General features: G+C 56.9%; 22 protein-coding genes. 15 read left to right on the top strand and 7 right to left on the bottom strand.

The features are described 5' to 3' along the window. Positions 1-58 precede the first annotated feature (58 nt). Both Q0915_RS22700 and Q0915_RS22705 read left to right on the top strand, forming a co-directional pair. Positions 59-8,656 carry a glucoamylase family protein gene (locus Q0915_RS22700; RefSeq protein ID WP_299479327.1) on the top strand — a complete coding sequence of 2,866 codons (8,598 nt, stop codon included), beginning with the start codon at positions 59-61 and terminating at the stop codon, positions 8,654-8,656. 128 nt (positions 8,657-8,784) lie between these two features. Next, on the top strand, positions 8,785-9,657 hold the full coding sequence (locus tag Q0915_RS22705; RefSeq protein ID WP_298985858.1) for a transglutaminase family protein: 873 nt from the start codon (positions 8,785-8,787) through the stop codon (positions 9,655-9,657). Between the two features lie 120 nt (positions 9,658-9,777). On the opposite strand, the gene Q0915_RS22710 is transcribed toward Q0915_RS22705, so the two are convergent. After that, positions 9,778-10,485 (bottom strand): sensor histidine kinase, encoded by a 708-nt coding sequence (locus Q0915_RS22710; protein ID WP_299479331.1) that lies wholly within the window; start codon positions 10,483-10,485, stop codon positions 9,778-9,780. A 318-nt stretch (positions 10,486-10,803) separates the two neighbouring features. Here Q0915_RS22710 and Q0915_RS22715 point away from each other — a divergent pair, with 318 nt between their 5' ends. The 4 genes from Q0915_RS22715 to Q0915_RS22730 all read left to right on the top strand — a co-directional run bounded on the left by Q0915_RS22715 (position 10,804) and on the right by Q0915_RS22730 (position 12,084). Next, positions 10,804-11,112 (top strand): hypothetical protein, encoded by a 309-nt coding sequence (locus Q0915_RS22715; protein WP_298963288.1) that lies wholly within the window; start codon positions 10,804-10,806, stop codon positions 11,110-11,112. A 98-nt stretch (positions 11,113-11,210) separates the two neighbouring features. Beyond that, positions 11,211-11,597 carry a hypothetical protein gene (locus Q0915_RS22720; protein WP_281926573.1) on the top strand — a complete coding sequence of 129 codons (387 nt, stop codon included), beginning with the start codon at positions 11,211-11,213 and terminating at the stop codon, positions 11,595-11,597. A 68-nt stretch (positions 11,598-11,665) separates the two neighbouring features. After that, on the top strand, positions 11,666-11,809 hold the full coding sequence (locus Q0915_RS22725) for a hypothetical protein (protein WP_281926572.1): 144 nt from the start codon (positions 11,666-11,668) through the stop codon (positions 11,807-11,809). Positions 11,810-11,922: 113 nt separating this feature from the next. Beyond that, on the top strand, positions 11,923-12,084 hold the full coding sequence (locus Q0915_RS22730) for a DUF3309 family protein (RefSeq protein WP_282044575.1): 162 nt from the start codon (positions 11,923-11,925) through the stop codon (positions 12,082-12,084). Positions 12,085-12,429: 345 nt separating this feature from the next. Here the strand turns inward: Q0915_RS22730 and nhaA are convergent, their stop codons facing one another. After that, entirely contained in the window at positions 12,430-13,773 is a 1,344-nt protein-coding gene (nhaA, locus tag Q0915_RS22735; RefSeq protein WP_298963299.1) for a Na+/H+ antiporter NhaA, read from the bottom strand. A gap of 484 nt (positions 13,774-14,257) precedes the next feature. Here nhaA and Q0915_RS22740 point away from each other — a divergent pair, with 484 nt between their 5' ends. The 9 genes from Q0915_RS22740 to Q0915_RS22780 all read left to right on the top strand — a co-directional run bounded on the left by Q0915_RS22740 (position 14,258) and on the right by Q0915_RS22780 (position 20,487). Next, positions 14,258-14,992 carry a Crp/Fnr family transcriptional regulator gene (locus Q0915_RS22740; protein WP_298815586.1) on the top strand — a complete coding sequence of 245 codons (735 nt, stop codon included), beginning with the start codon at positions 14,258-14,260 and terminating at the stop codon, positions 14,990-14,992. A 496-nt stretch (positions 14,993-15,488) separates the two neighbouring features. Further along, positions 15,489-15,971: a hypothetical protein gene (locus tag Q0915_RS22745; RefSeq protein ID WP_299479337.1), complete on the top strand. Its 483-nt coding sequence runs from the start codon at positions 15,489-15,491 to the stop codon at positions 15,969-15,971. A gap of 59 nt (positions 15,972-16,030) precedes the next feature. Next, complete coding sequence (locus Q0915_RS22750) at positions 16,031-16,837, top strand: transglutaminase family protein (RefSeq protein WP_281926601.1); 807 nt, start codon at positions 16,031-16,033, stop codon at positions 16,835-16,837. A 139-nt stretch (positions 16,838-16,976) separates the two neighbouring features. Continuing rightward, a complete protein-coding gene (locus tag Q0915_RS22755) occupies positions 16,977-17,273 on the top strand; it encodes a hypothetical protein (protein ID WP_298815584.1) in 297 nt (98 codons plus the stop codon). Then, a complete protein-coding gene (locus Q0915_RS22760; protein ID WP_298815583.1) occupies positions 17,270-17,623 on the top strand; it encodes a hypothetical protein in 354 nt (117 codons plus the stop codon). The genes Q0915_RS22755 and Q0915_RS22760 overlap by 4 nt, the downstream gene beginning before the upstream one ends. 15 nt (positions 17,624-17,638) lie before the next feature. Continuing rightward, the gene (locus Q0915_RS22765; protein ID WP_298963302.1) at positions 17,639-17,848 is read left to right on the top strand and encodes a hypothetical protein; all 210 of its coding nucleotides are present in this window, start codon (positions 17,639-17,641) and stop codon (positions 17,846-17,848) included. Positions 17,849-17,969: 121 nt separating this feature from the next. After that, positions 17,970-19,037, top strand: coding sequence for an FtsH protease activity modulator HflK (hflK, locus tag Q0915_RS22770; RefSeq protein WP_299479342.1), 1,068 nt, complete (start codon positions 17,970-17,972; stop codon positions 19,035-19,037). Further along, the gene (hflC, locus tag Q0915_RS22775; RefSeq protein ID WP_298815580.1) at positions 19,034-20,068 is read left to right on the top strand and encodes a protease modulator HflC; all 1,035 of its coding nucleotides are present in this window, start codon (positions 19,034-19,036) and stop codon (positions 20,066-20,068) included. Before hflK ends, hflC begins: the two co-directional genes overlap by 4 nt. After that, positions 20,065-20,487, top strand: coding sequence for a hypothetical protein (locus Q0915_RS22780; RefSeq protein ID WP_298963305.1), 423 nt, complete (start codon positions 20,065-20,067; stop codon positions 20,485-20,487). The genes hflC and Q0915_RS22780 overlap by 4 nt, the downstream gene beginning before the upstream one ends. A gap of 62 nt (positions 20,488-20,549) precedes the next feature. Here the strand turns inward: Q0915_RS22780 and Q0915_RS22785 are convergent, their stop codons facing one another. The 5 genes from Q0915_RS22785 to Q0915_RS22805 form a co-directional block, all read right to left on the bottom strand. Next, the gene (locus Q0915_RS22785) at positions 20,550-20,762 is read right to left on the bottom strand and encodes a hypothetical protein (protein WP_298815578.1); all 213 of its coding nucleotides are present in this window, start codon (positions 20,760-20,762) and stop codon (positions 20,550-20,552) included. A gap of 80 nt (positions 20,763-20,842) precedes the next feature. After that, positions 20,843-21,061: a hypothetical protein gene (locus tag Q0915_RS22790; protein ID WP_298815577.1), complete on the bottom strand. Its 219-nt coding sequence runs from the start codon at positions 21,059-21,061 to the stop codon at positions 20,843-20,845. Positions 21,062-22,129: 1,068 nt separating this feature from the next. Then, the gene (locus Q0915_RS22795; protein ID WP_299479346.1) at positions 22,130-23,113 is read right to left on the bottom strand and encodes a hypothetical protein; all 984 of its coding nucleotides are present in this window, start codon (positions 23,111-23,113) and stop codon (positions 22,130-22,132) included. Between the two features lie 302 nt (positions 23,114-23,415). Continuing rightward, a complete protein-coding gene (locus Q0915_RS22800; protein ID WP_299479349.1) occupies positions 23,416-24,837 on the bottom strand; it encodes an amidase family protein in 1,422 nt (473 codons plus the stop codon). A gap of 206 nt (positions 24,838-25,043) precedes the next feature. After that, complete coding sequence (locus tag Q0915_RS22805) at positions 25,044-25,901, bottom strand: PfkB family carbohydrate kinase (protein ID WP_299479352.1); 858 nt, start codon at positions 25,899-25,901, stop codon at positions 25,044-25,046. Positions 25,902-25,910 lie beyond the last annotated feature (9 nt).

Consider the following 25,910-nt stretch of genomic DNA (forward strand, 5'->3'; position numbering starts at 1 on the left):
TGCAGCACCGCCATTTCTCTGCTCGATGTTCGGCCAAAATTAGCATCGGAGGTTCCTGATGATCGTCGGGTTTCCCGGTTGGTTGCCGCTTCGACGGGCAAGCAAAGCCCCTTGGAACGATATCAACCCTGTACGTGCAGAGATGTTCGGGGCCGAACGTCTGGAACAGCATGCGGCGAGTCTGGCAGAACAACAAGACGTCACCCTTAAACCACCACGTGTCGTGTCGTTGCAGCGCCGGCTGGAAGAAAATGCAATTGCCTTGTCGGCCACGCACAAGGCCTGCAATCTTGAACTTGCAGCCGGTCACCCGATCGTGCCTGCTGCTCAGTGGCTTCTGGATAACTATCACCAGGTCGCGGCGCAAATCGGCGAAAGCCGCACCGATCTGCCGGCCAGTTACTACCGAACGCTGCCAAAGCTCTCAGATGGCGCGTTTCGAGGCTATCCGCGAGTCTTCGGACTGGTCTGGGCCTATGTGGCACACACGGACAGCCACCTCGATGCGGTGATGCTATCCAGATTTATCCGCGCCTACCAACAGGTGCAGCCCCTGACCATCGGCGAACTCTGGGCGATTCCAATCACGCTGCGCCTCGTTCTTCTGGAAAATCTCCGGCGCCTCTCCGATCAGATCCGCATGGGTCACAAAAGACGCCATGAGGCTGACCAGCTTGCAGACCGTGTTCTCGGCGCGGGGAACACGCAGACCCACCCGCTAGCCTACTTAGAAGCTGGCCTGAATGGGCGCATGTCCGAAGTCTTTGCGGCTCAACTGGCCAAGCGGCTTCGAGATTGCGATCCGCTCATCACTCCGGCTATCGGCTGGCTCGAGGAGCGTTTGGCGGCGCAGGGCAGTGATATTGATCTTGTTGTGCACCATTCACAGGAACGTCAGGGCGCTTCCAACGTCTCGGTGCGAAACGTCATCACGAGTCTGCGCACAATTTCCGAGATGGACTGGCCGGATCTGTTCGAGGGTGTCAGCCTCGTCGATGCGAAGCTGCGGGAATACGCGGGGTTTGCCGCGATGGATTTCGCCAGCCGCAATCTCTATAGAACGGCCATCGAGGATCTTGCCCGACACTGTGATCGCAGCGAAATCGAGGTGGCAGGGTTGGCGCTCGAGGCCGCAGGCAGAGCGTCAGAGATGGCTGCAACGTCTCTCTCCGACGCACTTTGTCGGCGCCGAGGCGATCCCGGCTGGCATCTGTTTGCAGAAGGGCGGATCACCTTTGAGCGCCAAATCAGTTTTCGGCGATCCTGGTGGCCCTGGCTTCATTTTCACCCCAGTCTTTCAGGTTACGCCGGCAGCATCATTGGCGTCGCCCTTGGCTTGCTCGTGCTTGGCCTCTGGGCGGTTACAGGTCTCGCCAACGCCCCCGTTTCGGGAGCGTTTCTGATCCTGTGGGCCGTCGTAGCCCTGATCCCTGCAAGTACCGTTTCGCAAATTCTTGTCGATCGCCTGATCGGTTGGACCGTGCCCCCTACGGCGCTGCCGGGTTTGGCGCTCGAAGACGGGATTCCAGCCTCGCTGCGCACTTTAGTCGTCGTGCCGACTCTCCTGACAAATGTCAGCGATATGCGCGCGCAGATCGAAGGACTGGAAGTTCATTATCTGTCAGGTACAAAAGGAGATGTCACTTTCGCGCTTCTCACCGATGGCGTGGACACCCCTCACCAGAACATGCCGGGCGATGCGGCACTTGTGACACTGATCGACAAGGAAATCGCCAGGCTGAACCAGCTCTATGGTTCGGCCCCGTCGGGCGTGCGCTTTTTGCATCTGCATCGCCAGCGCCGGTATAATCCGGTTGAGAAACTCTGGATGGGATGGGAACGCAAGCGCGGCAAACTGCAGGAACTGAACCGCCTGCTGCGCGGTGCCACGGACACCGACTACCGTACCCCTGATGGCGGCATCCCGGTCGTCCCTCCTGACGTCCGGTATGTATTGACGCTGGATTCCGATACACGGATGCCACGCGACACGGTGCGACGGCTGGTCGGCAAGATGGCACACCCGTTAAGCCGCCCTGTTATCGACCCCGTCTTGCGCCGGGTAGGCGCGGGTCATGCGATCCTGCAACCTCGCGTCACTCCTGCCCTGCCGGCTGCGCGCAGTGGTACAGCCTTTCAGAATGCCACATCCGGGCCAGGCGGAATGGACCCCTATGCCGCAGCTGCGTCAGACATCTATCAGGATCTCTTCGGTGAAGGGTGCTTCACCGGCAAGGGCATTTACGATCTTGACGCATTCGAGACGGTGATGGCCGGGCGCGTTCCTGAAAACACCTTGTTGAGCCATGATTTGCTGGAGGGAATTTTCGCTCGAGCCGGACTTGCCTCAGACGTCGAGCTCGTTGAAACCTTTCCTGATCGGCAGGACCTTGCGGCACGCCGTATCCATCGCTGGTGCCGGGGCGATTGGCAGCTGTTGCCCTGGCTGGGACCGCACGGCGGGCTGGGTGCACTTGGGCGGCTCAAGGTTCTGGACACGCTGCGGCGCTCGCTTCTGGCGCCGGCGACCCTGGGCACGCTGGCACTGGGTTGGCTGCTACCCGGCCCGGCTGCCATTCTGATAACCGCGCTGGTATTGGCGATCCTGATGCTGCCGTCGTTCCTGCATGCGGCGGTTTCAGCAGTGCCGCATCGTGCCGGACTACATCTTCGAACACATCTGCGTCTGATGCGCGAAGATCTGGCGCTGGCGTTGCTTCAGACCGGGCTTGCGGCAGCTTTTCTTGCCGATGCCAGCTGGCGTTCGCTCGATGCCATCACACGCACACTGTGGCGACTGCTGGTCTCCCGTCGGCACTTGCTGCAATGGACCACCGCCGCCTCTCTCGCCGCGGCCCCGCGCCTGGATCTGGGCGGCTTCACGCGGGCCATGGCGCCTGGCACCACACTGGGACTGGCCCTGGCCGGGTTGACCGCCTTTGCCGCCCCGGCTTCGCTGCCGCTGATCCTGCCTTTCGCCGGGCTCTGGCTTGCTGCGCCTTTCATCGCCTTGCGCGTGAGCGAAATTCCCAAGCCAGGACCCGAAGCAACGTTGACACCTCAGGACGCACAGGCGCTACGTCTGATTGCCCGCCGGACCTGGCGCTATTTCGAGACATTCGTCACCACGGAAGACTGCCATTTGCCGCCAGACAATTTTCAGGAAAATCCCAGTCCTTCGATTGCCCACCGCACCTCTCCCACCAATATCGGGCTCTATCTTCTGGCAACAGTGGCTGCGCGCGACTTCGGCTGGATCAGCCTTAAACAGGTTGCCGAGCGGGTCTCCGCGACTCTTGATTCGATGGAAACGTTGCCGCGTCTCAATGGACATTTCTACAACTGGTACAGCACGCAGGATGGCCGGGTCCTTGACCCTCCCTACATCTCGTCGGTGGACAGCGGAAATCTCGCTGGACATCTGATCGCGCTTGCCAATGCGTGTGAAGAGTGGGCGGAGGCGCCTGCCGCGGATCTGCGACGCCGTCGCAGCGGTCTCGCCGATCTGTTGGACTTGGTCGAGATCGACGCAGTTCGGGCCGGCGTACTGCCAGATTCTAGCTTCCCTGCCACGATGCGGTCATTACGAGATAGCCTGGCACAATCCGAGATCGACTGGTCCGCCTTACAACACCTCGCCACCGAAGCAGAAAACTCCACAGGGGCCAGCAACCTGTCAGATGCGAGCGCACGATCCTGGCTGTCACTGTTGCGCGACAGTCTGAACGAAATGGCCGCAGACGCGGTTGGCTTTGGCATCGACCGATCCGATCTCGCCAGGCATCTGCGACAGCTCGGCGAAACCGCGCGCAGATTGGCGATGGAGATGGATTTCGCCTTTCTGCTGAACCCAGAGCGCAAACTGCTCTCAATAGGCTATTCGGTGCACGAAAACGCGCTCGACCCGGCTTGCTACGACCTCCTGGCGTCCGAGGCCCGTCTGGCGAGCCTATTAGCCATTGCCAAACAAGATATCCCTCCACGCCATTGGTTCCGGCTGAGCCGTGCCTCGACTGCGGTTCGTGGCGGCACAGCGCTTGTTTCATGGGCTGGATCGATGTTCGAATACCTGATGCCTGAGCTGGTGATGCGCGAACCCGAAGGTAGTCAGCTCGGACGCACCTGCCGATTGGCCGTCGCACGCCAGATCGCCTATGGCAAGGCTCAAAGTGTTCCCTGGGGTATCTCCGAATCCGGTTTCAATGCGCGGGATTTGGAATTCATCTACCAATACTCCTCTTTCGGCGTTCCCGGACTGGGGTTGAAACGCGGCCTTGCCGGCGATCTTGTGATCGCGCCCTATGCGACTGGTCTTGCCGCGATGCTCGATCCTGCCGCTGCGCGGAGGAATTACGACGCGATCGAAGGGTTAGGTGGACTTGGGGTCTTTGGCTTCTATGAAGCATTGGATTTCACCTCCGCCCGGGTGCTGCCCGGCCAGCGTTTGTCGGTTGTGCAAAGCTATATGGCCCATCATCAGGGAATGACCATCGCGGCTATTGCCAATGCATTGACTGACGGGCAGATGCGCGCGCGCTTCCACCGCGAGCCGATGATCCATGCCAGCGAACTGCTGCTACATGAGCGGTTGCCGCGCGATATCGCCCGCACACTTCCACCTCTCGAAGAGCCGGCGAAGAACCTCATGCAACCTTCGGAAGTGGAGCGAGGGCGGCGGATCTCGTGTTGTCCGAGCGGCCCGCCCGTCAGCCATCTGATGTCGAACGGGCATTATGCTGTCATGTTGACCGCGACGGGAGGAAGTTATAGCCGTTGGGGAGACATCGCACTGACCCGCTGGGGAGAGGATGCGACACGTGACCATCAAGGCGCTTTACTGCACCTGCGGGACATTTCGGACGGGACGGTGCAGAGCTTTGGCCCCTGTCAGGAAGGGGCGACGACGTCCGACCAGGCCGTACAGTTTTTTGAAGACCACACGACCTTCACTGCCCAAACGGGGCGGCTTGACACGGTGCTCGACATCCTCGTCTCCGGTGAGGCCGATGCAGAGGTGCGCCGCCTATCCATCACCAATTCGGGGCGCGGTGCTTGCGAGCTGGATGTAACTTCCTATGTCGAATTGACGCTGGCGACCCCTGCCTCTGAAACAGCTCATCCCGCTTTCTCACGGATGTTCGTGCAGACCGACTTCCTACCCGAATACGATGCGTTGATTGCATGGCGTCGCCGTCGTAGTCCGGACGAGCCGGAGATTTGGGCCGCACAGTTCATGAGCGTGGAAGGCGAGACAATCGCCCCCTTGCAATATGACACCGACCGAGCCACGGCACTCGGCCGCGACCAGGAACAGGCTCGGCCCCGCGCCATAACTCACCCCGGCCCGTTGGCGGGCCACACCGGAACAGTGCTCGATCCAGTCTTCGCCTTGCGCAACCGGCTACGCATCTCGCCGGGAGATACTGCACGTCTGATGGTCTGGATGGTTGCCGCAGATAGCCGAGAGGCGCTGATCGACCTGATCGATCGTCATCATGACAGCAATGCCTATGACCGTGCTCGAACGCTGGCATGGACCCAGGCTCAAGTGCAATTGCGTCATCTCGGCATTTCGCCGGATGAAGCCGCTGATTTCCAGCGTCTCGCGGCGCCGATCCTTTATCACGACATCAGGTTCCGGCCACCTGCGGCTGTTTTGGCAAAAGGGTCCGGACGGCAATCGGGCTTGTGGCCGCTGGCAATTTCTGGGGATCTACCTATCGTTTTGCTGCGCATCGACGATCCGGCAGACATCGGACAGGTCCGCGCGTTGCTCCAAGCTCATGAATACTGGCTTGGCAAACAACTGTCCGTGGACCTGGTTATTCTCAATGAAAACCCTGCCTCCTATGTGAAGGACCTGCAGACGGCAATAGACACTGCCCTGCGCAGCAGCCACTCCAGGCCACGCAGCGGCGAACAGCGTGTGCGGGGAGCGGTGTTCACACTTCGCTCCGATTTGATCGCACCGGAGGCTCGCGCGCAGCTTCTGGCAGCCGCAAGGGTGGTTCTTTTGGCACGTCGCGGCAAAATTGGTGATCAGCTTGTCATGGCGCTGAAGGATACCGACCTTTTCCTTGCCGAAGAGAGACTGGCAGAAATACTTCCGGAACCGGCCGGGCGCACCACTTCGAGGATAACCGACAAATCCGCAGTTCTCGATAGTCCAGCAGATCTGCTGGCCGCTGGTGAAAGTCTGGAGTTCTTCAACGGCACTGGCGGATTTGACCAGGACGGGCGGGAGTACGTAATCCTGCTCGGCCCGAACGACACGACCCCAGCTCCCTGGATCAACGTTATTGCCAATCCCGGTTTCGGATTCCAGGTATCGGCGAGCGGGAGCGGTTTCACGTGGGCCGAAAACAGCCGTGACAACCAATTGACACCCTGGTCCAACGATGCTGTGGCAGATCCGGCGGGCGAGGCCTTTTATATCCGAGACGACGACAACGGCACGCTGATCTCGCCGACCAGCCGTCCGCTGCGCAGGACAAGGGACGGGACCGGAGAAAAAACCGGGCTGTATATCGTGCAGCATGGGTTCGGTTACAGCAAGTTCGAACATCAGGCGGACGGCATTGCCTGTGACCTGGTGCAATTCGTGCCTCGCGAAGACCCGGTACGGGTCTCGGTGCTACGTCTGAAGAATACCGGCCAGAAGCCGCGTCATCTGAGCGTTGCCGCCTATAGCGAGCCGGTGATGGGAGTGTCGCGTGCCGCCTCTGCGCCTTTTCTTATTAGTTCACGTGATGGAGCGACCGGAGCCCTGCTGGTATGCAATCCCTGGAACACCACTTTTCCAGGCCGTGTTATGTTCACCGGCCTTTACGGCCCAGGGGCGGGTGTTGAAAGCTGGACAGGCGATCGCACGGAGTTTCTCGGACCGGGTGGGAGCGTAGCTGCCCCCGCAGCGCTTCACCACCAGCCAACTCTCTCGGGCCGGCTTGGTGCCGGGTTCGACCCCTGCCTTGCGCAAATGAAGGCTGTTGTGCTTGCCCCTGGTGAAAGCGTCGAGGTTTTGCATTTGCTCGGCCAATGCACTGATGCGGCGACAGTTGGTGCGCTGGTCCGGCGCCTTCGCTCGTCAGATCCGCTCAAGATGCTGGCGGAAGTTCAAAAATATTGGACCGAAACTCTGGGCGCACTCCAGATAGAGACACCTGACCGGGCGATGGACATCATGGTCAACGGCTGGTTGCCCTATCAGACTCTTGCTTGCCGGATCGAGGCGCGGGCGGCCTTCTATCAGGCGAGCGGTGCCTTTGGCTTCCGGGACCAGCTGCAGGACAACATGGCGCTCACGTTGACGCGGCCCGAGCATACCCGAGCCCACTTGCTGCGTGCCGCCGCACGTCAATTTCCCGAGGGCGACGTGCAGCATTGGTGGCTGCCGCATTCCGGACAGGGCGTACGCACGCGTATTTCGGATGATTGTGTCTGGCTCGGTCACGCGGTTGCCGCCTATGTTGCCAGCACGGGCGATGCAGCGGTGCTCGACGAACGTGTACCATTTCTGGAGGGGCACCGCCTTTGCGAGGGCGAACATGAAGCCTTCTTCCTGCCCGACGAAGCAGGCGACGACGCGTCGCTATTCACACACTGCGTGCTCGGGTTGGACCGCGCCCTGACGCTGACCAGCCCGTTTGGTCTGCCACTGATCGGCACAGGCGACTGGAACGACGGCATGAATCGCGTTGGCGCCGAAAGCCATGGTGAAAGCATCTGGTTAGGCTGGCTTCTGCTGCAGACACTGAAGGCTTTCATTCCGCTGGCCGAGCCGCGCGACCCGGAGATTGCACGACGTTGGCGAACGAGGGCCGAAGCTTTGCGCCAGTCCATAGAGAAAAATGGATGGGATGGGGACTGGTATCGCCGGGCGACTTTCGACGATGGCACCTGGCTCGGCACGGCATCTGCGCGCACCTGCCGTATCGATTCGATCGTGCAAAGCTGGGCGGTGCTGTCGGGAAAGGCTGATCCCGTGCGCGCAAATCGTGCGATGGAAGCTTTTGACCGCCTTCTTGTAGACCACGCCGACGGGCTGTCTCTGTTGTTCACCCCACCATTCGGCACGGACCCCACGCCCGGGAACCGCGATCCGGGATATATCGCCGCTTACCCACCAGGCCTGCGCGAAAATGGCGGGCAGTACAGCCATGCCGCGATGTGGGCGATCCTCGCCTGGGCGAGGCTGGGACGCGGCGATCGTGCTGCCGAGCTATTCTCGCTGGTCAATCCTATCAATCACTCGAGAACGGCAGATGCCGCACAGCGTTACAAGACCGAAGCTTATGCCGTCGCAGCCGACGTCTATTCCGTTGCGCCGCATATCGGCCGCGGTGGTTGGAGCTGGTACACCGGCTCAGCCGCCTGGATGCACCGTGCAGCGATCGAGGGGATCCTCGGCATTACCCGTGAGGGCAATCGCCTGCGCGTGGCACCCAACATCCCGGCGGACTGGCCAGGCTTTTCTGCTCGTCTGAAAGTAGCGGATACCTTGTGCGAAATTCGGGTAGTCCACACAGAAGATGCCGAGGTCCGGCTTGACGGGCAGGATATCGCAGCGGGGCCAGAGGTGTTTCTGCCGCTCGATGGTACCTCTCACGATCTGTTCCTTGGCCTCAGTCATGTCGAGCGAAAGACACCTGCCGTGTGACAGAGCCGGGTTAAAAGACGGCTGCGAAAAGAGAACGCGCCCTCCCGTCTACCCGGTGCCAGCATCAGTTTGCCGGCAGAAAACTTTGGGCGTGCGCCCTTCTTGCTTCAAACATCAGAAAGAACCTCATGACCACGCTGAGCACATGTCACGTGACCACCTATCGCTATCTGCAACCGGTCTTGCTTGGACCGCACCAGATGATGCTGCGGCCGCGTGAAGCGCGAGACCTGCGGCTCATTTCGCACGACTTGACGGTGTCGCCAGAGGCAGAAATTACCTGGGCCCATGACGTCGCGGGCAATGCCGTCGCGACTGCCCGGTTCAGCGCACCGACCCGACAATTGCTCATCGAAAGTCGGGCAACAGTTGAGTTGACCGCTTCAGCCTGGCCGGTATTCGCCATTGCTGCCGAGGCCATCAACTACCCGTTTTTCTATTCCGATGATGACCTGACCGACCTAGGAGCGCTTGCAACACCTCAATATGCCGACCTTGACGGCCGACTATCCAGATGGGCCGAGGGTTTTGTCCTTGGACGTCCAACCGATACCTTGTCCCTGTTGAGGGACATCGCGACCGGCTTCTCGACCGGGATTGCCTATCTAAGCCGCGAGATGCAGGGAACGCAGACGCCTCTGGACACACTATCGCGCGGATCAGGGGCATGTCGCGACATTGCAGTCCTGTTCGCGGAGGCTGTGCGAAGCCTCGGTTTCGGAGCGCGCATCGTCTCCGGCTACCTGTACGATCCAGAAAGGTGTCTCGTGGGGCATGAAGGCACGGGTTCCACCCATGCCTGGACGGAAGTCTTTGTACCAGGTGCGGGATGGGTCGCTTTCGATCCCACGAACCAAAGCGTTGGATCCAAAAATCTGATCCCCTTGGCCGTCGCCCGCGGTATTCATCAGGTCGTCCCGGTCGCCGGCAGTTTTACGGGAACCGGGAGCGCTCTGGGAGAAATGTCAGTCGAAGTGCATCATACAGTGATTGATGATTGAAGTTGGAATGCCGACCGGGAATTCATTGGACGCCGCGGTATCGGGAAACGTCGAACGGAGCACGGCACATATCGCGACGAGGGCCGGCTCAACCCATGACACGCCAAATCCGCTCCGGTCCTAGCCATTGCGGCTGAAGCTTGTGTGCGACTCGTCCTCGTTCAGCGTCTGGTCGAACACGAAGCCGGCACTTGCCAACGTCAGTGTCGCGGTCACGCCAATTTCACTGGATGAATAATCAATCGAGCTACCGATTTGAGCAGACAGTGCCTTTACCAGTCGGGTTCCCAATCCATTGGCGGTCTGGCTCGTGCCAGTGCTCCCAAGACCTGGTCCGTTGTCGCTGACCATAATCAGGATTGAATCGCTGATATTTTTTCGACAGGCAATCCCGATCCGCCTCACTGCACCGGCGCGATGACCATACTTGAGGGCGTTGGTGACAATCTCGGTAAAGATCTGCGCAACGGGAAGCACATGATCGAACTTTAAGGCACAGTCAGGCGCGTAGGTTTCGGTGAAGATGACGTCGTCAGCAATGCCCGACCTGAGGGTTGTGCAAATCTTGTCCAGAAGATCCCCCAACTGAACTCCGTCTTCGGAACCGCTGCCGGTAAGTATCCGCTGCAAGTCCGACACGGCCTGAATATGTGCACTGATCGCGTTCAACAACAACGAAACTTCCATAAACTCTAACGGGCTATCCTGTCTCTTGAGACCGATCCCTTTGAGGCGCACATAACTGGACAACATGGCCAGGTGATTGGCTATCCGGTGGTCGGCCTTGAGGGAACCGGTGGAGCGGGCTTTGTTTCTGAACTTTCGCATTTGGGACCTCATTGGTTCCGTTCTTTAACAGGACCGGGCACATTTGCAGAACCCTTGCCGAGACGCGTCCGCCGAACCCTGCGCGCTGCTCTTCAGCCAATGAATGCGCGCCTTTAACCGACCTTACGCTTCAGGTATCCAAGCGGTACTGATGCAGATCAGGCCAATGCGTTCAAAGACGCGCAGGGCACTCGCAAAGCTATTGATGACACGCTTCCGATGCGCGACTTCACCGAACCGAACCCAATCCCGTTATCTGCCACTAGCCAATGGCAGCGTGGATACCAGTCGTTCATCGTACGGTCAGGATGACGGCATGTGATCTCGATCAACGTCGCAATCCAGAGTGCCGTCACTGTAGCTTCAGGCAACGTGGACAGTGGTTCCGCTGCAAGTGGTTATCACGCGGATGCAATTCAGTCGGATGCGGCACGGTCGACCATATTGAGGATAGAACTAATTTCTCTGATCGACATTATCAACCGTATGTTCGACCGGGCCGACTATTCAAACCTCGATGCCCGAACACTGTTCGGCTTAACGAGCAAGGGCTTCCGCCAGCGGCTTTTCTTCTCCACAACCACTGATCTGAGTCAGTACCAGATTGCATGCTTTCCGCTAGGGTGAAAGACGCCGAAGAAATAGGCCTGACCTGCTTCGGTTCAATCGGGGCAAAGTTCCCGGCGAATTCTGCCGAAACGGACAGTGCCCGCAAGGATCCTCACATGGCATACGTACCGAACCGACTTAGACACGACCCGCAATACGACCTCTTTCTACAGGCCCTCGTCGGCGACGACATCCGCGGAACCAGCGTCACCGTGCTGTCGATGCTCGCTCGGCTTGGGTACGACCCATGGAAAGAGGCTTCCGCCTTGACACAATTGGGGGAGCCGGCTGCACGACGAAGATTGGAAGCGCTCCTGGCCCGCTTCACCGATGTACCGTTGTTCGGTCCGGCGCGAAGCATGGCTGTCTCGCGGCTGATCGCTTTTCTTCCGCGCGTCGGCAAGGATGCTTCCACGCCCCGGCCGACGGCAACATCCATCTATTGGCTGGTCGGCATCGGCTTGCTGCTAGCCTATGTCGGCCTGCAAGCTCACGACAATTAGAAGGAACCAGCAGCCTCTTCACCCTGCCTCCACGGTCCTTTGAACACCGGCAATCTTTGAGGAACAAGATGATCAATTGGAACCTTCTTCTGATCCTTGTCGGCGTGCTTGCCGTCGTGGCGGTTGGCGCAAGCTACCTGTACTACAAAGAACGCCAGCGCAGGATCGATATCGAGATCGGCCAGAATCGCATTTCCATCGAAGGAAAGTGAGCAAAATTGTGCATCCGGAGCGTTGCTAAGACATTAAGCCGTCCGGTCACCGCAGTTCAGATCAGCAGGACCTGTCGCGAGACGCGATATTGCCTCCCTCAGGAGAAACCACCATGTCACTCGGCCTGATCCTCATTATTCTGCTTGTCATAATTCTTATGGGCGGTTTCAGAGACCGTATCGATGGGCGTGACTTTAGCTTCGGCCATTCCGGGTTAAGTCTGCTTGGTGCTGTTCTGACCGTCGTCGTACTCGTGTTGTTTGGCCGTATCTGAAACGATTTACCGTTATGGGTGATGTGGTTTTCAGTGCCCTGGAAATCCCATCCGAACCGTTCCTGTAGGCTTGCTGAAGTAGAGGACCGCCGCGACCTCCATGTTCCAAGTCAGAATTCACGGTTGCTGGTCGCTCCAGAACCCTCGGCGAAAATCAGAAATAAGAAGTCCATGACGATCTCGTCCAGATGAATAGCGTTTCAGCTAGAATTCAAGGAGACTTGAACACTGCCGGCAGACAACCGGACCTGTCAATTACAACGTTTCAATGCGGAACCGGACACAATAGTACTTGATTGAGTCCGGTTCGGTCGGTCGAAAAGACTTTGTTGGTGTTGTATATTTTCACACTTCCCCGGTTTCCCCGCTTCGGCGGAACTCAGAGTGCGTAACCAGCCACAAGAGCGCGAGTAAACCTATAATTGCAGAGACTGCGGATCCCGTAAAAATTCCGAGCTTTGCAGCCCCTATAAGATCCCTATCAAAAGCCAGGTTGGCGATGAAGAGCGACATGGTGAAGCCGATGCCGGCGAGAAATGCTCCAGCTGTCAAGAACGGCCATGACAGATCAGGGTGTCTCACCGCAATACCCAAACGAACGGCCGCCCAGCTGAAACTGAAAACGCCGAGGGGCTTGCCGAGCACCAATCCTGCGACAATCGCCAACGAAATTTGCTGACCAATATCGGCCTTGTCGATCGAAATCCCGGCATTTGCCAGAGCGAAGATCGGCATGACAGCAAACCCTACCCATGGATGCAGCGCCAATTCGAGCCTCTCAACCGGAGAAAGGGTTTCTGAAACCGCCCGGCCAGCCTCACGAAGATCATGCCGTTCTGGAGTGTCTCCGCTCCAGTGTTCGCCTCCTGGATAGGCGAGCACCTGCTCGAGAATTGCCCGAAGGCGCGTATCGCTCACCCAATTTTGGGTTGGTGTCATTAAGCCAAGAACAACACCTGTAATCGTTGCATGAATGCCAGAAGTATCGACGCACAACCAGATTGCGCCGCCCGCCAGAAAATATATGGGCATGCTTCTTATACCGAGGCGGGCAATGCCGACCACCAGACCAAATCCCAGTAGCGCCGCCCCTATAGCAATCCAGTTAAATGCTTCTCCGTAAAACACAGCCACCACAACGATGGCTCCGACATCGTCAAAAATGGCTAGCGACAACAGAAAGAGCCGGAGAGTTGGTGGTATGCGCCGACCGAAGAGTGCGAGGCACCCGATAGCGAATGCCGTATCGGTGGCCATGACGGTTCCCCAACCGTGTATCCCCGGGTTCCCGGCGATCAACGCCAAATAGATCGAGACCGGTACGATCATTCCTCCGAGCGCAGCTGCAAATGGTAACGCAGCCTGTCTTGGGTTCCTCAATTCTCCGAGAACGATTTCTCGTTTGAGTTCCAGGGAAATCACAAAGAAAAAGAACGTCATCAGTCCATCGTTGACCCAGTGCCGCAGCGAACGGGTGAAATCCAGCGATCCGTAATGGAGACCAATCGGTGTTTCCCAAAAGGCCTCGAAAGACAGAGCCCAGGGCGAGTTGGCCAGGGAAAGTGCGAGCAGCAAAGCAAGAAGCAACAGTCCACCTGCCGCCGCCTCGATTTTCAGAAACCTTGCGAATGTTTTCGTGAAGCGATCGGCAATTTCTTGAGGAAGGCTAGTGCCATTTGAACTGGTCATGTCAGTTGCTGTCTTCGCCGGAGAAATGATGCCTCAAGGCGCACTTTTCGTGTCGAGGATGGCTAGGCCACCCGCAGGCCAGGGCTAGGGTCAGGTTAGGGCCTTCGAACCGAGTTTCCGCCAGCAATAATCCGATTGATCAGTTTGGCTACCGCAAGGTGCATTTCCCTGTCAGATTCGGGAGTAACCGAATTTTCGTGTGAAGCGGCGGCATCGCGCAATATTCCCACGATCTCGTGTTCAGGAAGAATTGCATGATCATTTATGGCGAGCAGAAGAGCCTCACAAATGGAGAGAGCCGCCATTCCTGAAAGGTCCTTTGGATCGGGCATTGTCGGCATTCCTTTCCTTGGGAAGAAGTCCGCAGCGATTGCGAACCTGTGGAATATCATCAGCCTCGCAGAGTTTGTGTTATCTTGTACTGATCGAAAGCAGTCCAAGTGCCGGGATTGCGGGATAATATCCACCGATGCTGGAGGCACCATTGAACACCATCGAAACAAGTCCGCTCAAACGCAAACTTTCCGCATTTGTCGCTTTGTCCGTTGATGAGCTTGTAGTCTTGGAGCGACTACACCAGCGCCGCAGAACATTCGTCGCGGGTCGAGATCTTGTGCATCAGGGACAGTCCAGGCAGGCTGCCTATATACTGGTTTCAGGATGGGTATGTTCTTACAAGACGCAATCTGACGGGACACGCCAGATTGTCGACGTCCAGATACCTGGCGACTTTCTTGGGTTGCGCAGCGTTCTGCTTCGCACCTCGGACCACAGCTTTGAACCGATCACCGATATTCAGGCGGTCGAAGTTCATGCTAACGATCTCCTTGACGCGTTTGCAAGGTTCCCTCGCTTGGCGGCCGCAGTATTGTGGGCCGCGTCACGGGACGAAGCCATGGTGGTCGAACACCTCGTTGGCCTCGGACGGCGTGACGCGGACGGGCGTATGGCCCATTTTTTGCTGGAGCTTGGCTCGAGATTGGCTCTGATTGGCATGGGTAGCCAGAGTGGCTACGACTGTCCTTTGACACAGTATCACCTCGCCGATGCTTTGGGACTGAGCGCCGTGCACGTCAATCGTGTTTTACGGCAATTGCGTGAAAGCGGATTGGTCACGTTTCGAAACGGCAAGGTGACGTTCCACGATCGTGACCGCCTGGTCGAATTTGCGGGGTTCGATCCTGAATATCTAGACCAAAACGGGCCATTGCTGAAGTAAACTCATACTTGCGCGATGCCTATTTCTGGCCGACCAATTTCTTTGGAATGCGACCGGAAAGAACTAGGTGCAAAAGATGCCGCCGTTCTTGTCAATCTTTTCCTTGATTTTGTTGGCCCGAAAAAAACTTGTAAGCAAGATAGTAAATCCGCAGGTCACAATCTTAACCGCATCGGAACGAAAAAACTCCAAGCACTAACTTCGATCAGGATGTTTCCCCAAGGCTCCAAGTAGGATGAGCGGAGCGGTCGGGTACTCGGTCAATTTCTTGACACGCCTTTAAAGGCATTGACAAAGACTGCGACAACAGGCGGGCCAATCTCATAAGCGGACTCGCAACGCTTGCCCCGAAAAACGAAGTTACCTCAAATAGTCACGCGTTGGAAAGGGGTTCATTAGTGCCGAGCCTGTTTTCAAGTGTCTACGTGCCTGCCGAAGCATTTGCTCGCAGGCTTTGAACGTGACGTGCGCATACATGCGAAGGAGTACTGCGGCTATGGAGAAGAAATTGAAGAGGGACGGACCCAAGTCGGATTCCACAGATCTCGAGAGGCGGGTCCTAGCGCACGAGAGAATTTTACAATCTCTGATAGCGTATATGTCCTGCTCTGAGCCCCGGTTTGTCAAACACCTCAAGACACGCTTTGTCGACACCAATTCGATGGCGCGCCGCGAACAAGACTATAGAGACGTTGACGATTATGCCGAAGAATTCATGCGCGCGGTCATAAACCTCGGGGAAACCAGTGCCCTTCCAATATCGAGCGTTACAAAAACTGAAAGGGCCTCGAAGCATCCCATAAAACTGGCGCTTGCTTCAGTCCATATGCTTCCTCCGGAGACTGAGCAGGATCGGGTGCAGGTCCGGGAAAGAAATGGGATATGGGAAGTAAGGGTTGATGGCGCCTTTCTCGGGGACTATCAGAAATCGGAACACGCTAGGACGGCTGCCGCTCTGGCCAGGCTTTCACTCAAATGAGGAAGGGTCTGTCGTCTTCTGGCCGTTTGGAATGCTCAAGACGGGAAAGAAAGGGTGATATCCGGATCAGCCTGGGTTGCCGTCTTGATTTCAAGTTTCCGAAATCCACACCGATAATTGCGATGCTCAACGTTGATGCAACACACTATTGCGACCTCGAGCAACTGGATTTTTTGACAACTACTCCTTGCGTGCCGATCGAGAGCTACAAGGATGTTTTTGGGAACTGGTGTTCCAGGCTGACAGCGCCGGCCGGCGCCTTCAGAATGGCGACGCAAGGCATCTTTTTTGATCATGGAAAGAAAGATCGGTTTTTTCCTGCTGCGTATCAGCACTCTGTACAAGATCTTCCATCCGACGCACTCGTGTTTCTATTGGGCAGCCGCTATTGCGATACTGATTTGCTGTCGCAAGAATCTTGGCGGCTGTTCGGAGAAACAAAGACAGGCTGGGCCAGGGTTCAGGCTATCTGTGACTATGTGCATCAGCAGGTGACCTTCGGCTATGAGCATGCACGCGCAACCCGAACGGCGTCCGAAACCCTGACCGAAGGGCGGGGTGTTTGCCGTGACTTCACCCACCTTGCGATCAGCTTCTGTCGATGCATGAACATCCCGGCCCGCTATTGCACGGGATACCTGAGTGATATCGGCGAGCCGGAACCGCATACCCCGTGTGATTTCGCAGCCTGGATGGAAGTCTTCCTGGCAAACCGATGGTGGATCTTCGATCCGCGCAACAACCAACGCCGCATCGCACGGTTTCTGATTGGCCGCGGAAGGGATGCTGCCGATGTCCCGCTTACACAAACCTTTGGCGAAAATACTTTAGGAAATTTCGAGGTTTGGACCGAGATTTCCAATTGAGACTAACTTCGATCAGCACACGACCGGCCGGGTCCATCTAAATTCTTTGAAACAGTCTCGCCTTCCTATGAAATCATCGACCAAGACGATTCTGGGAGCTTGATTGAAGCACAACCAATTAAAAACGGCGGATATTGCCATGAACACCCGATCGACCAGATCGACGGTGAAGTTCTTCCACCCCTTCTCTTTAAATAGGCAATCGGAAGTCCTGCCTGCCGGAGACTACGAAGTCCTTGTCGAAGAAGAACTTCTTCAGGATATGAATTTCCTCGGATACCGAAAGACGGCGACGTATCTGATCGTTGCTGGCAAGGGGAAGACCGTGATGCGGGAAATCTCCGGAAACGATCTGGAAGCCGTGCTCAACCGAGACCGGGCCGCCAACGATGACAGACAAAACAGCAAGGCAGCTCCTGCGGAGGACTTGAAATGAACATTCCCGAATGGCTGAAACCTGTTGCGCTCGGCGTCGTGATCGGCGCAATTGCCGTGAGCGCGGTGGGATTTTCCTGGGGCGGCTGGGTAACCGGTGGAAACGCGACACAGATGGCGAACAGGCTGTCACAAGACAAAGTAATTGCAGCGCTCGTGCCGGTTTGCGTCAACCTATCCCGCACCGACGCAGAACGCGCCACGAAGCTGGCGAAGATTCGTAAAACCTCTGCATACCAGCGAAGGAATGCGCTCATGGAAACTGGATGGGCGACGGTTCCTGGTTCGGATAGCTCCGACCGAGATTTGGCGCAAGCCTGCCTGGCCGCACTCGAACTCGACAAATCGTGAGCGGGAGCGCTCATCATGCCAGAAAGTACACTTGGTTCGATGTTCGCAGAGAATCTCCAACATCAAGACCATGCCGCAGCGGATACCGTTGCTTTCTACGTGAAGGAAGATCTCACACTTAAGGACTTTTTTCGCCGTAAGCAGCGAAATGGCCGAAGGGAGACTTTTGCCATCCAGGCGGCGGAAAATGAAGGCATGCGGGTTTTCGTGAACGAGCCGGAATAAGAGCAAAGCCTGTCTCGGCGATCAGCCGGGCGATGCCGAACGCCTGACAATTCACTTTGAAGAACGAGAGCAATCCGTCCCGATCAGCCGGCGCGCAAGTGATTCTCGGGAAAGAGCTGTCATGACATTGGAAAACAAAAGTCCTCCCGGTTCGGGTCCTTGGGGCACGGGGCCGGGAGACCGTTCATCGGATATCGACACTTTTCTGCGGCATGGTCGCCAGCGCTTCGGTGGCATTTTACCGGGTGGCTTTCCCTCGGGCCGCGGACTTTTGGTCGCCGGCGCACTTAGCTTTGCCGCTTACGGGCTCTGGTCATCCTACTACACCGTACCCAGTGACTCCGTAGCAGTCATTCAGCGTTTCGGAAAGTTCGTCGCGGAAGTCCCGCCCGGGCTACATTTCAAGTTCCCCCTCGGGATCGACACAGCGACGATTGTCCCGGTCAAGCGTCAATTGAAGCAGGAATTCGGCTTCACCACGCCAGGTGGCAACGATCCCTATCAAAGTCCCACCGACGGCCGGCGCGAGACCGAGATGGTTACCGGCGACCTGAATGCGGCGTTGGTCGAATGGGTGGTTCAATATCGTATTTCGGATCCGGTCAAGTTTCTGTTCGAGGTGCGAGAGCCCGCCGCCACGCTTCGCTATGTTTCGGAATCCGTCATGCGCGAAGTGGTTGGTGACCGCACTGTCGACGAAGTCATCACGATCGGCCGGCAGGAAATCGAAAGCGAAGCACTCCTGAAGATGCAGGCTCTGGCCACGAAATACGCCATGGGCATCAGCATCGACCAGGTTCAGCTCAAGAACATCAACCCACCTGAGCCCGTCCAGTCCTCGTTCAATGAAGTCAACCAGGCGCAGCAGGAAAAGGAGCGTCTGATCAACGAGGCCCGCCGGGAATACAACAAGGTCATCCCGCTGGCGGAAGGCGAAAAGGACCAGCGTATTCGTGAGGCGGATGGCTATCGGTTGAAAAGGATCAACGAGGCCGAAGGCGACGCGTCGCGCTTTACTGCGCTCTTGACCGAATATCTGAAAGCACCGGATGTAACCCGCCGGCGGATCTACATCGAAACCCTTCAGGATGTGATGCCCGGTATCGAATCGAAGATCATCGTTGACGGATCAACCGGCAGCATCCTGCCGCTTCTCAATCTCGACCGTCAAAAGGAAAACCGGCCATGAAGATCGTATGGGGACTTCTTGCCGGGATTGGAGCCGTTGCCGTTGTGTCAGCCTCCACTGCCATTTACACCGTTGGCGAAATTGAACAGGCAATCATCACCCAGTTCGGTAAGCCTGTGGGAGAACCGGTTACCACGTCGGGTCTCAAACTGAAACTTCCCTTCGTTCAGGACGTCAACCGGATTGATCGCCGGGTTCTGGAATGGGATGGCAACCCTTCCGACATGCCAACAAAAGACAAGCTGTATATTTCCGTCGACCTGTTCGCCCGCTGGAAGATCACCGACCCTTTGCAATACTTTCTCCGACTTCGCGACGAACGAAGCGCCCAGTCCCGGCTCGACGACATTTTGGGCAGCGAGACACGCAATGCGGTTGCAAAGCACGAGCTGATCGAGATCATCCGGACGACAAGAGGGCGTACCCCCTTGCGAGACACACTCCTTACGGACGAGGAACTTGCGCAGGATATCGGGTCGCTTGTTCCCATCCAGAAAGGTCGGGAACTTGTCGAGAGGGAAATATTCGAGGCAGCGGCCGAGAAGGTCCGCGTCTTCGGAATTGCGCTGCTCGACATCCGGTTCAAGCGCATCAATTACAACGAGAGCGTCCGGCCAAAAATTTACGACCGGATGGTCTCGGAACGCCGGCAGATCGCCGAGCGCTTCTTGTCGGAGGGCAACGGCGAGGCCGCACGTATTCGCGGTAACCGTGTGCGCGATCTGAACAAGATCCAGTCCGAAGCCTATCGGGAGGTGGAGGAAATCCGTGGAGTGGCCGATGCAGCCGCTGCCGACATTTACGCCCGGGCCTACAACACAACCGTGCAAGCCGCGGAATTCTACGAGTTTACCCGGACAATGCAGGCCTACAAGGACATGATATCCTCTGGAACGACCCTTGTCTTGTCGACGGACAGTGATCTCTTCAAGTTCTTGAGGGGTATGCAGGCTAAAGTCGGGAAACCGGACCGCCGCCAGCCGGATAGCGGCGGCGAATTGGTCAGTGACCTGACAGAGAGCAAGCAATGACCAAGTCGGTTTCGACCGAAAAGTCGGGACTACCCAATTGGAAACAGTCCGAACCTGCACCCATTTCGGTGCCTTCTCCCGATCCGTTCAATTTCATGAACCGCGCGCTTGAAAATTGGGACGGCGAGGGAGGAGCACTTGCGCAGGATTCCATGCACTGTGAATATGGCAAGCGTGTCGAAGCTGACGGCTCCTGGACGATTTACCACGTCTTTACCGGCAGCCCGGCAACAATTGGCGGCAATCTGATGCAGGACATGAACGCAAAAGACGCACTGGATCAAATGACAATAACAAATGCCGGCAATTCCACACGGCGGGCGGCACGTGCAAAGATCTTGAAGGTGCGATTTTTGGCTACCTGGTGGGTTCGACTAACCAAATACTTCCGATTTTTCTACTTCTTGCTGCCAGTGTGATCAAGCTTCTCGTTCGCCGACCCCTCATGGCGTCGGCCGTTTTTTGAGGAGATCGATTGCGGCTATGGTTCGAGATGAGACCTAATTGAGCCCTCCAATTCTTCCGCAATATTGAGCGAAGATTGAAGAACTTTCGTTTCGTTCGAGGCGTCAGATCCCTGTTCCATGATGGCGACAGGTAATTCAAGCTTGCCAGCCGCAGTGTTCACGCGAACATAATACAGAAGCTGGCCACAGGGCCGCACTTCAACTTTCGTCAGCTTGATCTCTGACATTGTCAGTCTCCTATATAGACATTCACGCACCACTGGAATTCGCGAGAGCTTGGGCTTTCTGCCTTGCAACGCGCAAAGCCTTACCTTTGGTAAATCGTTTTTTTGATTACAAGCGCGTTGCCCTGGGTTGCTTCGGCAATCGCCACGGGTTCGAGGTTGTCCTGGGTGACCATATGTTCGTGCAACTCCAGATCATTGCGGATCCGGTATTGCGGTGTGTCACCGATGCAGGGCATCAACGCGGTAATGCGGAAGGATACGCCACGACTTGAGGACGTCATCGGGGGGGCGTTCTTCATTCTGACACATTGTCCGATGGCAAAACGGTGTTCTGAAAGAGTTGGCGCCTTTCGGTTGAGCCAATTTTGTTGGTTATTTTCGTTAATCATGATCCTTTTCCTTCGCATTTTCCATCCTGTATACCTTGGCAAGGCTGTCATTCGACTGTTGTTCATGATCCTGGGCCGTCGGGCCACAGAACCATGAGCGACGAGAGACATCGGGCCAAGCATTCGAGGAAAGCTTGAAAGTGTTGCATGAATCGCGTCGATCGAAACTGATGCATGTTGGTCAGCGCTGGAAAAGCTGGGATCTCTTTGTCATAATCTCTGAGCTAAGGGATAGGGTTTGCGTGCTCTTCGGCGAAAAGAACTGCGCGAGGACAAAAGTGTGTATTTGCTACTAAGTTGACGATTAACGGCTCCGAAACTCGTGGCACGGATTATCAGTGGCAGATGTATATGTTTGGTTCGAGGTCAGCGTGCCGACGGGCACAGCTCTTGCTCCCGTCTGATCGACGCAGGGCGAATGGCAAGTTTCGTCAGTCGACAGCCAAAACCAGACTGTACCCTCTCGGCCTCATAGCAGCCTTTAGCAATGCACTTGCGGGACTCTTTTTATACACAGGCAGGCAAACGACAAACCCAAGTACGTCCATTTTCGTTCGTCGCACGAATTGACACCAGCCGACGCTTCTTTATTTGGAACTGGAAGTTTTCACGAGACGCTGAGAAACTTGAAACCCTCACTCCCGAGATAATGATATGTTCGTTCTGGGCTTCTTCAGCAAACAAAACTCACAGGAAGCCAATTCTCAGCGTTCAACTTTTGTTCGCACGGAGATCAAGAACGAAAGTTTCATCAATTCTGCATTTCCCAGACAGTCAGCTTTTGATTGGAAACATAAACAATTGCAAAATTGGCACTTTCCACAATCAGGCCACACTTTTGGTAAGGGAGAGGTCGAGAGTTCAAATCTCTCCGGCAGCATCATCGTATCCCAATAGCTTCAAAGACTTATTACTTTTCGGCATTGTCCTGATCAGCCCCACCTGATTGATCCGTTTTGATTGTTAGCACTGCACTACTCACCGCTCCGGCGGTGAAAAAGCAAGCAGCATTTGATCGAGCCCTTCATGCGCCACTGCAACCATCTCTTCGGGGCTCAAACCCTGCGCACCCTGCCCGGTCTGGGCGACGCCCAGCTGACTTTCGCCAATCCTACGCCAGACGAAACAACTCTGAAACCGGTGCCCAACGCTTTGGCATAGAGCACCGTCTTGTGCATCACCAAATGACAATACGTCGCTGTCTTGCTCACGGTTGAACCACTGAAGATAATAGTCGATTTCAGACCTGTCATACCTGCCGATCTTCACAGTATCGAGCTGCTTCATCACTGAAGGATCCAAGTGTGAACAAAACGCACGCTTGTGCGTTCGACAGACAGCCTCGACGGTTTCCGCGTGTGAAACCGGTGTGATCCACAGCCTCGCCGTTTCTATCCGTTCGTCATGTCTACACAAACGAGCCAATGCAAGCTTGTCGCCGGGCAATGATGAATAGCGAGCCTGAAACCGAAGACGCTCATCTCCTGCCTGCGTGCTGTCAAAACGAACGCGAAGCTCGGGGTAAACCCGATAGCTCACGCCGCCCACCACATCCACATCAAGATGCGATGTTGCACACTCATTTTGTGGCACGGACTGATCCCATACCACATAGCCTGCAGCGACCAACCCCGGCATCGCCGCTGCAACCAGCGTGAGCGCTCCACTGTGAGTGGTCAACCAACGGAACACAAGATGAGCGCTACCCACCCATAAAAACGTTGCGACGAGGGTCGCGCCCAAGTAGCTGCCGACCAGTATCGGCAGCAAACCCGCGTATTCTCGCCCCCACTCGGTGACCAAGCAGAGATATCCAAAGACTGCCAATGCCACGAAAAAAGGTAGCGCGAACAGAAGCTTCCGCCCCTTCAGAACAAATGCATAAGCAAAAGAAAAGCTTGAAAACAGAGCAAACCCGATCATCGCTAATGCGTCCAAAGTGCCGGGATAAATCGGAAACAAGAATACAACTCACGTTTAAAAATCCGAAGGCACCACACATTATGCGAGTGCCCCCTGTCAAGCATAGGTGCGGTAGCAAGCCGCAATCGCTACTGTATTGAGATCGCGGCGGCTATCAAGGAGCGCCAACTCGGAGCTCTTCAGCGGTCAAGTGCGGCGCCGCAGCGAACAAAAATGTCGGCCTCGCTGCCAACAAGAAACGCCAATCGCTGAGGTCACAAGCACTTGATCCGGGATGCAAGCTGGGACACATTTGCTATCGTCTCCCCTGGCCATTCATGGGGCTTTGGCTCCACTGAAGCTTACAATGTATCCCGCTCGAACAGTTTTTGCGCCATGACGCCAACGCGGGTCTCCACGGCTTCCAGCGCGTCGAGGATCAGGTCTTCGCGGAAGCGGCGTCCGACGATCTGGACGGCGACCGGCAGGCCCTCATGCATGCGGGGTGATACGATGCCGGCCGGAAGGCCCATGTAGTTCATGGCGAAGGACCAGATCCCACATCCGAGCACCTCCATAATGCCGTCTTTTCCTTCCGCATCCCGGTTCCAGGAGTAGGTCGGGGAAGGCAGAAACGGGGTCAAGACGATCGGATAGTGTTCCAGCAACAGGTTCCACTGGCGTATGAAAAAGGACCGCCTTGCCATCTGGCGCAGCAGTTCCTCTTCCTCGAAGGGCGGAAAGAGTTCGAAATACTCGTCGAACATCCGATTGATTTCGCTGCTGCCATGCCTGCGAATATCGTCCAGCATCAGAACGCTCACCTCGCCCATCAAGGCGCGGTAGCCCGTTTCGCCAATCTCGCTGATGTCGGGCGTCTCGACTTCAACGACCTCATATCCGGCATCCGCCAGACAGTCGCGTGCTGTTTCAAGGGCCTGAACGATCGCCGGATGCACATCGAACTGATAGGTGTTCTTGGTGAAGCCGACCCTTACCGGTTTTTCCAATGCGGGGCCGTCAAACGGCACCGGAGCCTGCCAGGGATCGTTCGGGTCATAGGCTATCGCGGACCTCATCGCGAGACGGACATCGCGCACCTCGCGGCAGATGACGCCCTGTACCGACATCAGCTGCGCGAGCAGGCCGCGCTCCGCGCTCTGCGACGGGTTCCATGCAGGTGTGCGGCCAAGCCCCGGCTTGACGGTGACCGCACCCGTTGCGGCAGAGGGAAAGCGCAAGGATCCACCAATGTCATTGCCATGCGCAATCGGACCCATGCCGCTCATTACGGCGGTCGATGCGCCTCCGGACGAACCACCTGAGGAAGCCCAGTCATTCCACGGATTGAAGGTGCGCCCATGCAATTCATTGGTCGTCGTCGCGCGAAATGAAAATTCGGGTGTGTTCGTCCGGCCGATGACCACGGCACCGGCGTCGGTCAGGTTTTTGACAAAGGGCGCATCCGCCGGCGCGACAATGTCGTTGAATGCCTTGACGCCGTTTGAGGTTGATTTACCCTTCTGGTCGACATTGATCTTGATGGTGACCGGCACACCGTGCAGCGGGCCGACCGGCCCGGATCCTTTGAGCTCAGCGTCAAGACCGCGCGCGCGCCCAATCGCCTCGTCCCCCAGATCATCGACCACGGCGTTGAGATGCCCGTTCACCTCACGCATGCGGACCACCGTCGCCGTCACGGCGGCTTCTGCCGAGACATCGCGATTTGCAACCCGATCCGCGAGCTCACTCGCGCTCCATTGCCAGATTGGTTTTTCTGCCATGTATCAGGGGTTCCTTTGCATGCAGACGACATGCTCAATGGTCAGCGAGAAATGATGAACACTATCCTTTTGGTCTTATAACAGTCGACCGGCAACAACAATGCGGATGGTGCCGCGATGCATCGCTCCTGCCGCGAAAGGCAGCGTCTTTCCTTTGGATTGGCCCTTTTCGTCAAGGCGGACCCAAACCGGTTGCGCCTCCGCTTTCATCTCCGTGTTTGCAACACATCTTCAACTTCTCGGGCGGTCGGAAATCGCCCGTCCCCGGTTCGCGATACAAACAGTGCCGCGGCCGCGTTTGAAAACTCAACAGCCTCCGGCTCGTTCAACTGCTTGGTAAATGCAAAGGCAAAGGCACCGTGCCAGACATCTCCGGCTCCCAACGTATCCAATGGTGTCACGCGCGGTGGAGCAAACCGGCTTCCATCGTGAAGCTCCACGCCGGCCGCCCCGCGAGTCACGCATGCCCAGGATTGGCTTTGCGCTGCGATTTCGGCCAGCGATGTGCCACCAAAATCAGACAACCCCTGCTCGGAAAGGGCAAGGTGGCTGACAAACGGCAGGAGATCGCGCGGCACGGGAGCTTCGCCGTCCAGGACCGAGGGCTTGCTTTCCTCTTGCGCCTGTTGAAATAGCCTTCTCGCCAGAGTGCGACAGCGCGTGTCCGCCAGAACCGCGTCATAGTCTGGGAGATCCTCCGTCAAATCCACGTCGAGCAATCGATCCGACCTGTGATTGACGATGGTGCGCTCGCCATTCGAGGTGACGAACACCGCCGAGTGAGCCGTTGTCTCTCCCTTGAGAGTTTGAACCAGCGTGTGATCAATCCCGCGCAATGTCATTTGGCCGCGGAGAAACTGACCAAACAGATCGTCTCCAACGGCTCCTGCAAGGCGCGCCGTGCCGCCCAGTTTCGATACTGTCGTTGCCGCCAGCAATGCGCCGCCACCGGGCTGGAGCCGTGCGGTGCTCGCCCTCACCTTGCTGCCTTCCTCCGGAAAGGCGTCCAGGTCGTAAACCGCATCCAGTGTTATCAAGCCCGCGCAGATAACAGTCGGCATCATGCCTCCTCC

The sequence above is a fragment of the uncultured Roseibium sp. genome (assembly GCF_947494555.1).
In the GTDB taxonomy this organism is placed as follows: Bacteria; Pseudomonadota; Alphaproteobacteria; order Rhizobiales; family Stappiaceae; genus Roseibium.